Source organism: Bacillus sp. I-2 (genome assembly GCF_001974945.1).
GTDB lineage: Bacteria > Bacillota > Bacilli > Bacillales > Bacillaceae > Bacillus > Bacillus safensis.
The window spans coordinates 117,801-130,798 of record NZ_LZRW01000042.1 but is presented as its reverse complement, the minus strand read 5'-3'; the positions used below and the strand labels follow the sequence as shown (position 1 = coordinate 130,798).

The window sequence follows — 12,998 nt, the reverse complement described above, 5'->3', positions numbered from 1 at the left end:
GACTAAGGAAAGGAGGAGGCCGTTATGCATTTAAAATGGGATGAGTTTTTTGTAACTGGAGACCCATTAATTCTTGGTGCGCAAATTTCTATCGCTCTTACTTCCATTGCCATCGTGTTTGTTTTAACCTACTTTAAAAAGTGGAAATGGCTTTGGAAAGAATGGCTGACATCAGTTGATCATAAAAAGCTTGGAATCATGTATATCCTTGCTGCTGTGATTATGTTCTTCCGCGGTGGGGTAGACGGACTGATGATGCGCGCGCAGCTGGCGCTTCCTAATAATACGTTTTTAGATTCAAACCACTATAATGAAATCTTTACAACGCATGGTACGATCATGATTCTATTCATGGCGATGCCATTTTTAATTGGTTTAATCAACGTCGTTGTTCCTCTTCAAATTGGTGCACGTGACGTTGCATTCCCTTATTTGAACAACCTTAGCTTCTGGACATTTATGGTCGGAGCAATGCTGTTCAACATTTCCTTCGTTATTGGAGGATCACCAAGTGCAGGCTGGACGAGTTACATGCCGCTCGCCGGAAATGATTTCTCACCAGGACCTGGACAGAACTACTACTTGCTCGGGCTCCAAATAGCAGGTATTGGTACACTTATGACAGGTATTAACTTCATGGTGACCATCTTAAAAATGCGTACAAAAGGTATGACACTTATGCGTATGCCAATGTTTACATGGACAACATTGATTACGTCTGTCATCATCGTGTTTGCATTCCCTGTACTAACAGTTGCTTTAGCACTTATGACATTTGATCGTTTATTCGGTTCTGCATTCTTTACACTCGAAGCAGGCGGTATGCCGATGCTTTGGGCGAACCTTTTCTGGATTTGGGGACATCCTGAGGTATATATTGTGATCCTGCCGGCTTTCGGTATTTTCTCAGAAATCTTTGCGACGTTCTCAAGAAAGCAGTTGTTTGGTTACAAAGCGATGGTTGTATCGATTGTGGCAATCTCTGTTCTTAGTTTCCTTGTGTGGGTTCACCACTTCTTTACGATGGGGAACAGTGCAGCGGTTAACTCATTCTTCTCGATTACTACAATGGCGATTTCTGTACCAACAGGTGTGAAAATCTTTAACTGGCTCTTTACGATGTATCGAGGCCGTATCAGCTTTACATCACCAATGCTTTGGGCACTTGGTTTCATCCCGAACTTCGTAATCGGTGGTGTAACTGGGGTTATGCTTGCGATGGCAGCTGCGGATTACCAGTACCATAACACGTACTTCCTTGTATCCCACTTCCACTATGTATTAATCGCAGGTACTGTATTTGCTTGTTTTGCTGGTCTTGTTTTCTGGTATCCAAAAATGTTTGGTTACAAGTTAAACGAAAGAATCGGCAAATGGTTCTTCTGGGTATTTATGATCGGATTTAACATCTGTTTCTTCCCGCAGTACTTCCTAGGACTGCAAGGAATGCCAAGACGTATTTATACGTATGGACCAGAAGATGGCTGGACTGCACTCAACTTTATTTCAACAATTGGTGCTTTTATGATGGGTATCGGATTCATCATCCTTTGCTACAACATTTACTACAGCTGGAGACACTCAAAACGTGAAGTGTCTGGAGACAGCTGGGGAGAAGGACGTACACTTGACTGGGCGACATCTTCTGCAATTCCGCCGCATTATAACTTTGCAGCACTTCCAGAAGTGACAACACCAGATGCATTCCATCATTGGAAGCAAAACAATGTGGACGTTCATCCTGAAAAAGAATTCAAGAAAATTCACATGCCGCATAATTCAGGCAGACCGCTGATCATGTCTGCATTCTTTGGACTTGGTGCATTCGGTCTTGTATTTGAATGGTACTGGATTGGCGTTATTGGCTTAATCGGTGTATTCGCAACGATGATTTTACGTTCATTTGAATATGACGATGGCTACTATATTCCTGTTGAAGAAGTCATTGAAACAGAGAAAAAGAATAAGGAGGCGCAGAAGTAATGGGACATAATGATAGCAGCTATGCAAATGCACCGCTTGAATATCAGTCTGAAACCGGACGTTTAAACATCCTTGGTTTCTGGATATTCCTTGGCGCGGAAATCGTGTTGTTCTCAACACTTTTTGCGACCTACTTTGTTCTACATGGCAGAACAGCTGGCGGCGTTTTACCAGCTGAGCTGTTTGATATGAAGCTTGTATTGATCATGACATTCCTGCTATTGGTTAGCTCATTTACATGCGGGATTGCTGTTCATGAAATGCGCCGTGGAAGTACAAAAGGGGTTGTCATTTGGACGATTCTCACATTGCTTCTAGGTGCAGGCTTCGTTGGATTTGAGCTTTTCGAGTTCTTCCATTATGTACATGAAGGTGCGAGCATCCATACAAGTGCGTATTGGTCTGCATTCTTTGTACTTTTAGGAACTCACGGATTACACGTATCGATCGGTATCTTCTGGATTACCGGGATCTTGTTCCAAATTAAAAAGCGTGGATTAACTCCACAAACAGCAGCGAAGATTTTCATCTCAAGTCTATACTGGCATTTCCTTGATGTTGTATGGATTTTCATCTTCACAGCTGTTTACTTGATCGGATTAGGGGGGCTTTTGTGATATGGCTGGAAAAACACATTCCTCAGCAGAGCACGAACACTTCCCTTGGAAACACGTAGTTGGCTTTATCCTATCCATTGTGCTGACAGTCTTAGCATTCTGGATTGCGATTGGAGCTGAAATTGGCAGTTCCGCAAAACTATGGATTATCTTTGGTTTTGCGTTCATTCAAGCATTCTTGCAGCTGTTCATGTTTATGCACATGACAGAGAGTGAAAACGGAACTGTTCAAGTCGGAAATACTTTGTTTGGTCTGTTCTGTGCGATTATCTTCGTCATCGGATCTGTTTGGATCTTTGCGGCTCACTACAGCCACGGAGAGAACAGTAAAGACGGTTATTCACCGTCTGCGCCAAAGCAGTCTGAGCATTCAGAGAAATAATAAAAAAACCACTCATCTCTTGAAGGTGAGTGGTTTTTATCATGATGGTGATAACGCTTCCAATAGTTGGACGATATCTATCTGCTGCTGAATCTTTTGCGAATGAATGGAAGTCCGTAGATGAGGAACGCTGCAATGTGAGCCAAAATCACGTTAATGGCAAAGAATGCGATCATGAAGGTATGTCCTGCTGGAGATAAACTGCTTGTCATGTAAAGACCAAAGAAAATCCACATAATCATAATGGGTGGAATAGATGCTAATGCAATTTTTCTGTTTTCCAGCCATAAAAACAGGGGTGTAGCCGTTGCTATACATAGGTACGCAAAGAACATATCCATCGTATCCAACTCCTTTGTAAGTTGATATTCAAATCAAATGAGAGGTCAGGATGCAATTGTGTCTGTTTTTAGGAGATATTGTGAACATTTTGTTACAAGTATTATACCACAATTGACTTTGAAGTAAACGTAATAATTGGAAAATGGGCCTTATTCCATACAAAATGGTTTTATTCCTCTTTCCTCAGTGCAGCTTATGCTCGTTTGATGTTTACTTGTTATATTGCCACATAGGTCATTGAATTTTCCCCTTAAAATCTGTAAAATAAACTTTTTAAAGGACTTGAGATCGATTGAATGAAAAGTGGATAGAGGGATTTTTTCCTATTGTTAGGATGAAAAGTATTTCATTTTTTGAAAATTGAATGGAACCTTTCGGATGTATCTTCCGTCATATTTAAGGTGAGTTGATTTTGTGAAAATTTCAATCTAATATAAATAAGGGCTTTTATGTTTTGTAATAAGGGTGGTTAGTTCATGAACAAGCAGAATACATCTCCTTACTATCAAGGAGATTTGATTTTTATATTTTTAGCCTTCTTTGCCATCAGTGTCATTGCGATTTATGCTGCGGGTCAATTTGGGCAGTACGGATCTAATGCATGGACCAGACAGATCATATACTATATGGTCGGAGTTATATGTATTGTTGCTATTAATTATTTTGACTTAGAGCAATTAGAGAAACTGAGCTTATATATATTTATAGGCGGCATTATGCTGTTAATTCTTCTAAAAATCGCTCCTGCACAAATCGGAGGTCATGATTTTGCTCCAATCAAAAATGGTGCAAAAAGCTGGTTTGTGTTACCTGGAATAGGGACATTTCAGCCTTCAGAGTTCATGAAAATTGGTTTGATTATGATGCTCGCATCTGTCATTGGTAAGTCTACACCTAGAGGAAAGCGGACATTAGAGGATGATATTTTCCTTCTATTAAAAATTGCCGGAGTGGCAGCTGTACCAGTTGGACTGATCTTCTTGCAGGATGCAGGGACTGCGGCTGTTTGTATGTTTATTGTTGTCGTGATGGTGTTTTTATCAGGGGTCAATTGGAAACTGATCTCTCTCATCGGTTCAGTGGTTGTGCTTTTAGTTGCTTCTGTTTTAGCTGTGATCATCTTATTCCCTGATTTTGCGAAAACAATAGGCATTCAGCAGTACCAGATTAACCGGATTACCGCTTGGCTGCCTGATAGTTCTTCGACAGCCAACCAAGCACAGACGCAGGATGCATCTGGATCTGATAAATATCAAGTGGAGCAGGCGATTATGGCCATTGGTGCAGGGCAGATTTTTGGGAATGGCATTAAAAACTTAAAGGTCTATGTCCCTGAAGCACAAACGGATATGATTTTCTCCATTATAGGTGAAGCCTTTGGCTTTATCGGCTGTGCGTTTGTTGTGATCATGTTCTTCTTCTTGATCTACCGGCTTGTCGTACTGATTGACCGTATCCATCCTTATAGCCGATTTGCGTCATTCTTCTGCGTAGGATATACAGCATTGATTGTAATCCATACGTTCCAGAACATTGGCATGAACATAGGCGTGATGCCTGTAACAGGGATTCCACTCTTATTTATCAGCTTTGGTGGAAGCTCTGTCTTGTCCGTTCTTATTGGATTCGGGATCGCCTATAACGCAAGCGTTCAATTAACGAAATATCAAAGTTATTTATTTAAATAAAACAGGTAAGGGCAGTCTAAGCATAGGCTGTCTTTTTTTATGCGAGTTTTCATTTTTGAAAAGTCCTATGTCTTTGCCTTATGATAGAAGAAGTGAAGGAGGTCTTCGAATTGAACAAAACGATAGAAACCATATTAAATCATCGATCCATCCGTTCGTTTACAGACGAGCGTTTGACAGAAGAAGAGGTGCTGACACTGATCAAAAGTGCACAGGCTGCTTCGACATCAAGCTATGTACAGGCGTATAGTATTATTGGGGTGACAGATCAGAAGAAGAAGGCCAAGCTTGCTGAACTGGCTGGGAATCAGCCATACGTTGAGAAGAACGGGCATTTCTTTGTCTTCTGTGCAGACTTGAAACGCCATGATCATATTGCAAAAAAAGCAGGGAAGAATCATCAGGAGGCGCTTGAGAATACGGAAGCCTTTCTCATTAGCGTCATCGATGCGGCATTGGCTGCACAAAATGTCAGTGTTGCTGCAGAATCAATGGGACTTGGGATCTGCTATATTGGCGGACTGCGTAATCAGCTGAGAGAAGTCTCTGAAGTGCTTGAAACGCCATCTTATGTGCTGCCGTTATTCGGTCTGGCTGTTGGCCATCCAGCTAATCAGTCGTCACAAAAGGAACGGCTGCCAGTTGAACTCATCTATCATGAAAATTCATATCAGCAAGATGAAGCGCATGTGGATCGTTATTTAAAAGAATACGACGATCGTATTTCCGCATATTATGAAGCACGAACAAACGGTGAGAGAAAAGATACTTGGTCTGAGCAGATGCTGCGGGGCTTTAGTCAGCCAAAGCGTGCCTTCCTTGGGGAATTTGTGAAAGAGAAGGGCTTTAATCGAAAATAAATAAGATATCCCCCTTTCCATTAAGAGAGGGGGATTTCTGTAAGAGGTGCAGCATAATGAAATTAAGTATACTGGATCAATCTCCTTTGATAGGAGGCGCTACGCCTGCTGAAGCACTGAAGCAGACGGTTGAACTGGCGAAGCAGGCGGAGAAGTGGGGTTATCACCGTTTTTGGGTATCAGAGCATCATTTTTCAAACCGGCTTGCAGGATCGAGTCCAGAGGTGCTTCTCGGCCATTTATCAGCCGTTACGTCGCATATACGCATTGGCTCTGGCGGCGTTATGCTCCCCCACTACAGTGCCTATAAAGTAGCAGAGAACTTCAGGGTTCTCGAAGCGCTGGCTCCTGGCAGAATCGATCTTGGGATTGGACGTGCTCCTGGTGGTATGCCTATTTCCTCCATTGCCCTTCATCATGGTGAGCGCAAGCGTCTAGGCGACCAGTATCCTGAGCAGGTAGAGGAATTGAAGGTCTATTTACATGATCTAGCGGATGAATGTTACCCGCTGCCTCATTTGACCGCTTCTCCGAAGGTAGAGACCGCGCCAGAAGTATGGATGCTTGGTTCTTCTGGAGGGAGTGCAAGGCTTGCGGCGAAAGCAGGTGCAGGCTACACGTTTGCGCTTTTTATTAATGGTGAAGGCGGAGAAGACTCTGTGGAGCAATATATCAACTGATTTGAACCTTCAGTATTCGGTGATCAGCCGCGTGTCAGTCTGGCAGTCTTTGTTTTATGTGCCGAAACAGAGGAGCAGGCAGAAAAACTGGCTGTCAGCTTAGATTTATCTTTACTTGCCAATGAACAGGGGCTGAATCTTGAAGGCTTTCCTTCATATGAAGAGGCACAGTCGTATTCCTACAGTCCTTATGAACAAAAACGAGTGGCTGCCAATCGTCAAAGGATGGTCATTGGAACACCAGCATCTGTGAAAAAGCAGCTGACCACACTCGCGAAGGCTTATCGGACAGATGAATTGATCGCTGTGACCATCACACATCACATGCAAGACAGGCTCACATCGTATCGTTTATTAAAAGAAGCCTTTGATGCATAACGTATGTATATTTATCGCCTGCGGAGCAAGTACAAGGGGAAAAGGAGCATCATGGTGAGGAAGAAGGCGGCTGACACCAGCAGGCTGAGCGGATAGATACATGAAGCATAAACAGTCAGCTCGCATGCTTGATGAAAAGGACGAGGCTGCTTCGTATGTAAAAAGGTTAGAAAATAAACCGAAGTGATCGTCAGAAAAAAAGCAGTAAAAAAAGAAACGATCCATAGCAATATCAACATGAGTTTCTCTTTCCTCCATATATGATCGAAAAGCCTTGATGAGCTTATCCGCTCATACAAGGCTTTTCTTGTGATGCACATTTATTCAGGGTAAATTTCGAAAGGTTCCTTCGTTTGTACGGTATCTGATTTTCCTTTCAAACTTGCATACGCAAGCATTGTATACTCACCAGCTTCAAGCTTCTGGCCTTGATTGATTGTGCCATTCCATTTTACGCGGTGCTCTCCTTTATCAACATGTTGATAAACACCAGCTTCACCTAAATACTCTCCATCGGTCGAGTAGACAAGGAATGCAAGGTTCTCAGCACCGCCAGGCAGGTAACTGCTAATGACATAGCTTCCAGCACGGTTGTCCGGCTCTACGGAAACAGAAGTGACGCGCGGATAATCAGGCTCTTTCACAATCAATAAAGTAGGGATTTCCGTGACCTTTCTGCCATTTTCGCGAATGGTGATGCTGCCTTGGTACGTCCCTTTTTTGGTTTTTCCGTAATTCACCTGTACTGCGGAAGTAAAGGATCCAGTGGAATTCCCTTTGACGGTGATTTTTTTCGTTCCGTTTGTACTAATGCCGCTGCCATTGAATTTGTAATCAATGGTATACGTTTTCGGTGCTTTTGAAAGGTTTTCTACCTTAAATTTCTTCGTTTTGATTTGAACGCCTTTTTCCTTTAAGAAAGTGCCGTATGAATAGCTCGCATCAGAAACGATAGAAGACGCTTGAAGTGATTCCATGATTCGAACGCTGCCTGTTCCTTGTGTGTTATGAGGGAATGGGCTGCCATTTGCGTCAAACAGTTTTTCTGCTGTATTCATCAGCAATGCTTTGATTTGTTCAGTTGAGTACGATGGTTTTGCTTGTTTGATGATCGCTGCAACTCCTGCCACATGCGGAGATGCCATACTTGTTCCTTGCTTAGAACCATATCCGTAAGGCTGAGAAGGATCATGCGTTGGGATCGTACTCACAATGCTGACACCGGGTGCTGATAAATCAGGCTTAATCATCCACGTATCCACAACCGGTCCGCGGGATGAGAAGTCAGCGACTTGCTCACTAAGTTCTTTGACAAATTGAATGGAGAAAGCCGTTGTATCGTTTCCAGCCTCAATGGCTTTAATAAGCGCTGTTCCTTCAGCTTTTGACAGCTTAATTGTAGGAAGTGCGAGACCTGGTACGTCGACTGGAATTTCTCCATCGGTATTGTTATACATCACAACGCCGATTGCACCAGCGGCTTTTGCATTGTCGACTTTATCCACAAAAGCAATGGCACCACGTTCAATCACGGCCACTTTTCCTTTAACATCGATGTCTTCAAATGCCTTTTCGTCACCGATTCCTGCTTGGACGAGAATGACTTGTTTTTGGTCAAGCGCTTTTAAATCACTCTCTTGGTAGTATCCCATGACTTTTGCAGTAGAATAATTCGGGAATTTCACATTGTAAAGGCTGTACGGAAGCTGAGTTGCCCCGACAGAAATGGCCTCTCTTGACGTGCCGGGAGAACCGACAGTCCAGTTATTAGGACCGCTGTTTCCATTCGAAGTAACAGCTACAACGCCTTCAGACATGGCCCAATCGAGTGCAATGCTCGTTGCATAATCAGGGTTATTGACACTGTTCCCAAGAGAGAGGTTCATGACATCTGCTCCGTCAGTAACAGCCCGGTCGATGCCTGCAAGAACGTTCTCGGTTGTTCCAGATCCACCTGGTCCCAGTACACGGTATGCAAGAAGCGTGGCATCCTTTGCGACCCCTTTAATTTGTCCATTTGCCGCAATCGTTCCTGCAACGTGTGTGCCGTGATCTGTGGATTCGCCTCTAGGATCTCCTTTAGGTGTCTCTTGCGGAGAATAATCATTATCAACAAAATCATAGCCTTTGTATAAACCGAAGTTTCCTTTTAAATCAGGGTGGGTATAGTCTACTCCAGTATCAATGACTGCGACTTTGACCCCTTTTCCAGAATAGCCGGCATCCCATGCTTTTGGTGCACCGATAAATGGAGCGCTCTTATCCATAAGCGGGGAGACATCTTCGTTTGGAAGCTGGATGCTTTCCTTTTTCACTTCATCGGTTTTATATGTAACATCCGGATAAACGGCTTTTACTCCATCAACTGCGAGCAGCTTCGGGATTTCGTTTGCAGGAAGTTTCATAGAGAAACCAGAGAAGACTTTTTCATATTCTTGACGAACACTCGCTTTATCTACCTCTTTGAGTGCTGCGTTCTTTACTTTTGTTCGAGATTTTTTGAGGGAGGCTTTTGTTTGTGCTTCGCCATCTTGCTTGGCTTCAACTAAGGATTTTTCCTTTAATTCAACAATGACAGTGGTTTGTTTTCTCGAGTTGACATTGATTTCACCGAAGATTTCTGCTTTTTCTAGTTCCATCTTTTTGTTAGATGGAGCAGCAGCAGCCTGTTGACCGGTAAAGAATGTGGATAAAATAAAAATAGTGGAGAACAATAGAACAGAAGAACGAGATATTACCTTTTTCATTAATTTTCCCCTTTCTAGCTGTGTTTTTAGGGAGATAGCCTTTCTTTTTGTGGATAAATAGGAAAGATTCACTGCCCGTTATTAAGTATTCAATACGTTGAAAACAATTCCTTTACTAAAATGGTCTTATTTTACATAGTTATAAAGAACTATTTTGTTTATAAAGTCGCACTTATTCACAAATATCTGTTGATAACTCGATTATTAAGATACATATATGGAAAATAAAAAATTTACATACACAAAATCTAGTAAGAGGGTGTTGATATGTGGATAAACCCTGTTGATAAGGTGTGCTTATCTTTGGGATAGCGTGTGTATAAAATTTTCAATAAAACATCCAGGAACATGATGATCTTCTGCACTTTTCAACAAAACTTCTGAAAACTAGTTTGTTTTTTCACCCAGATTGTGACAAACCTCTCTTTTTTCTCGGGATATGATAGGAGCAGTTGTTTTGCTAGAGCTGCTAGATTCTAAGAAAAGCGGAGGGATGTTCAGTGAAGAAATTAAAAAGCTGGTTGAGCGTATGGTTTGGTTTCATGATGAATGTGCTTGTGAACCCTGGTGTGATGATGAAGAATCAAGAGTTTCAGACGGCCGCGGCGGATGCCGGATTCTTTCAAGTAGTGAAAGAGAGAGAGCTGGAGAAGCTGGCAGAAGAACATAAGAAGAAACGCAGGGCAGAGAAGCGGTTTACTCAAAGTCTGATGATGCTTGAAGAGAAGACGATGCGAGAGGCGCGTGCTGGTCCGCTCTTACCTTTACAGAAAAAGTGAAACAGGGTAAAATCCCACATAAGAAATGTTATCTGCTGGGAGAGGATACCCCTTGAAGATATATAAAATATTGAATAACAACGCAGTGGTTGTGAAGGAGGGCGATCAGGAGAAAATTGTGATGGGACCCGGAATTGCTTTTCAGAAGGGGAAAAATGACGTCGTTCCTCTTCAAAAAATAGAGAAAATCTTTGTTGTGCGTGAAGAAAATGAGAAATTCAAACAAATTCTTGCCACATTGCCAGAAGCGCATATTGAGGTGGCAGAGCATATCATCAGTTATGCAGAGGGGAAACTCATGATGCCGCTCAGTGATCACATCCACATATCACTGACTGATCATTTGTCCTTCGCCATTGAACGCCTTCAAAAAGGCATTGTGCTATATAATAAATTGCTTGGTGAGATCAAAGTCTTATATAAGCAGGAATATGAGATTGGAAAGTATGCCATTCGTTATGTAAAGGAGCGGCTTGGGGTTGAACTGCCGGACGATGAGGCAGGATATGTGGCACTTCATATTCATACGGCCAAAATGAATACGGAGTCCATGAAAAAGACCGTGAAATATACAACGATGATTAAAGAAATGATCGAGCATATTGAAAGCTATTTTCAGCATTCAATTGATGAGGATAGTATTTCCTATCAGCGGCTTGTGACACATTTGAGGTATGCATTAGGCAGGTTGGAATCGAATGAGGCATTTCAAATCATGGACGAAGACATGCTGATTTTTATCCAAACAAAGTATGATACGGCGTACCGGTGTGCACTTGGACTGGCTGATTTGTTAAAAGATGAATATGGACTTCATCTCCCTGAATCGGAGATCGGCTACATCACGCTGCATGTCCAGCGTCTGCAGGAAGCCGAATTGGTTTAAAATGATCGTGCCTGCATGCAGGCTTTTTTTTATGCACACTACCCTTATTAGTGTATATGGGTCATTGGATTTGAAAAAAGAGGTTGACGCATGTCACAGTCTTATACTATGATGAAAGCGTAATCAAAATTTGATACCGCGGGATTGTGACTGTCAGGCAGGCAAGACCTAAAATTTGCGTAACGAGGGGACGTGTATGTCCTTTACTCGTTGGTGAATTTTAGGTCTTTTTTGCTTTAAAAAAGGAGGAAACTTCATGGATTATCAAAAAACAGCCAAAGAATTAACAAAACTGTTAGGCGGCAAAGAAAATGTCATCAGTGCTACGCATTGTGCAACAAGACTCAGATTGGTGGTGAAAAATGAGGATTTGATTGACAAAGAGGCCATTGAAGAACTTGAAGGTGTAAAAGGGGCTTTCTCAAGTTCAGGACAATTTCAAGTCATTTTTGGAACGGGATCTGTCAACAAAGTATATGAACCATTTGCTCGTGAGACTGGTCTTGAGACTGGCGACGAGAAACAAAAGCCTGTCAGCCATGATGAAGCAGTGAAACAAAAAATGAATCCACTTGCGCGTTTTGCAAAGACGTTATCAAATATTTTTGTACCGATCATTCCAGCAATTGTGGCAAGCGGTTTGTTAATGGGTCTCTTAGGTATGATGAAAGCCTTCAAATGGGCTGATCCAAGCTCTGCGATCTTCCAAATGCTTGATATGTTCTCAAGTGCAGCCTTTATCATTTTGCCGATTTTAATTGGGGTCAGTGCAGCGAAAGAGTTTGGCGGAAATCCGTATTTAGGGGCTGTCATTGGGGGAATTATGATTCACCCGAATCTGCTTAATCCGTGGGGATTGACGGAAGCAAAACCTGAATATATGCATTTATTCAATGTTGATATTGCTCTTCTTGGTTACCAAGGGACGGTTATTCCAGTGTTATTGACCGTATATATCATGTGCCTTGTTGAGAAAAATTTAAGAAAAGTGGTTCCGAACAGTATTGATTTACTTGTGACCCCATTTGTGACCGTGATTGTCACTGGATTTTTGACATTTATTGCAGTTGGACCGCTTGGAAGAATGCTTGGTACAGGAATTTCGAATGCACTGACATTTATTTATGACCATGCAGGGTTCTTAGCAGGACTCATTTTCGGCGGTGCTTACTCTTTAATTGTGCTCACAGGGGTTCACCATAGCTTCCATGCGATTGAGGCAGGATTGCTGAATGATATTGGGCGTAACTATTTGCTGCCGATCTGGGCAATGTCCAATGTCGCCCAAGGCGGGGCAGGATTGGCTGTCTTTTTCTTAGCCAAGCGTGCAAAAACAAAAGAAATTGCCCTTCCTGCCGCCTTCTCTGCTTTTTTAGGAATTACTGAGCCTGTCATATTCGGTGTAAACCTCCGCTATCGTCAACCATTTATTGCGGCGATGATTGGAGGAGCATTGGGCGGGGCATTTGTAGTTTTCACGAAGGTAGCAGCCAATGCCTATGGTTTAACAGGCATACCGATGATTGCGATTGCAGCACCATTCGGTGTTCAGAATGTGGTCAATTATGTGATTGGTATGTTAATCGCTGTTGCTGTTTCATTTATTCTCACTATCATTTTTAAAATAAAAGAAGTCGAAAAATAATCAAGGAGTGG

The 12,998-nt window shown here is 42.3% G+C and carries 10 protein-coding genes and 1 pseudogene; 9 read left to right on the top strand and 2 right to left on the bottom strand.

Going from position 1 to position 12,998, the window contains the following annotated elements:
* Window positions 1-24: 24 nt before the first annotated feature.
* From qoxB to qoxD, 3 genes are read left to right on the top strand one after another with little or no spacing between them, the layout of a single operon-like run.
* Window positions 25-1,983 (top strand): cytochrome aa3 quinol oxidase subunit I, encoded by a 1,959-nt coding sequence (gene qoxB / locus BAE31_RS11880; protein ID WP_024423835.1) that lies wholly within the window; start codon window positions 25-27, stop codon window positions 1,981-1,983.
* Window positions 1,983-2,600 (top strand): cytochrome aa3 quinol oxidase subunit III, encoded by a 618-nt coding sequence (gene qoxC, locus BAE31_RS11875; RefSeq protein WP_024423834.1) that lies wholly within the window; start codon window positions 1,983-1,985, stop codon window positions 2,598-2,600. The genes qoxB and qoxC overlap by 1 nt, the downstream gene beginning before the upstream one ends.
* 1 nt (window position 2,601) lies before the next feature.
* Window positions 2,602-2,982, top strand: a complete 381-nt coding sequence (gene qoxD / locus BAE31_RS11870; protein ID WP_012011667.1) for a cytochrome aa3 quinol oxidase subunit IV — start codon at window positions 2,602-2,604, stop codon at window positions 2,980-2,982.
* Between the two features lie 77 nt (window positions 2,983-3,059).
* On the opposite strand, the gene BAE31_RS11865 is transcribed toward qoxD, so the two are convergent.
* Window positions 3,060-3,323, bottom strand: coding sequence for a spore morphogenesis/germination protein YwcE (locus BAE31_RS11865; RefSeq protein WP_008345491.1), 264 nt, complete (start codon window positions 3,321-3,323; stop codon window positions 3,060-3,062).
* Window positions 3,324-3,800: 477 nt separating this feature from the next.
* Here BAE31_RS11865 and BAE31_RS11860 point away from each other — a divergent pair, with 477 nt between their 5' ends.
* The 3 genes and pseudogenes from BAE31_RS11860 (at window position 3,801) to BAE31_RS11850 (ending at window position 6,930) form a co-directional block, all read left to right on the top strand.
* Window positions 3,801-5,012 (top strand): FtsW/RodA/SpoVE family cell cycle protein, encoded by a 1,212-nt coding sequence (locus BAE31_RS11860; protein ID WP_041108302.1) that lies wholly within the window; start codon window positions 3,801-3,803, stop codon window positions 5,010-5,012.
* Between the two features lie 110 nt (window positions 5,013-5,122).
* A complete protein-coding gene (gene nfsA / locus BAE31_RS11855) occupies window positions 5,123-5,872 on the top strand; it encodes an oxygen-insensitive NADPH nitroreductase (RefSeq protein WP_041108300.1) in 750 nt (249 codons plus the stop codon).
* 53 nt (window positions 5,873-5,925) lie between these two features.
* Window positions 5,926-6,930: pseudogene (locus BAE31_RS11850) on the top strand (LLM class flavin-dependent oxidoreductase).
* Window positions 6,931-7,250: 320 nt separating this feature from the next.
* Here BAE31_RS11850 and BAE31_RS11840 read toward each other — a convergent pair.
* The gene (locus tag BAE31_RS11840) at window positions 7,251-9,677 is read right to left on the bottom strand and encodes a S8 family peptidase (protein ID WP_076840511.1); all 2,427 of its coding nucleotides are present in this window, start codon (window positions 9,675-9,677) and stop codon (window positions 7,251-7,253) included.
* Window positions 9,678-10,177: 500 nt separating this feature from the next.
* Here BAE31_RS11840 and BAE31_RS11835 point away from each other — a divergent pair, with 500 nt between their 5' ends.
* The 3 genes from BAE31_RS11835 to BAE31_RS11825 all read left to right on the top strand — a co-directional run bounded on the left by BAE31_RS11835 (window position 10,178) and on the right by BAE31_RS11825 (window position 12,987).
* Entirely contained in the window at window positions 10,178-10,456 is a 279-nt protein-coding gene (locus BAE31_RS11835; protein WP_076840510.1) for a hypothetical protein, read from the top strand.
* A 52-nt stretch (window positions 10,457-10,508) separates the two neighbouring features.
* Entirely contained in the window at window positions 10,509-11,342 is an 834-nt protein-coding gene (locus BAE31_RS11830) for a PRD domain-containing protein (protein ID WP_024423828.1), read from the top strand.
* Window positions 11,343-11,598: 256 nt separating this feature from the next.
* Window positions 11,599-12,987 carry a sucrose-specific PTS transporter subunit IIBC gene (locus tag BAE31_RS11825; RefSeq protein WP_076840509.1) on the top strand — a complete coding sequence of 463 codons (1,389 nt, stop codon included), beginning with the start codon at window positions 11,599-11,601 and terminating at the stop codon, window positions 12,985-12,987.
* Window positions 12,988-12,998: the final 11 nt, after the last annotated feature.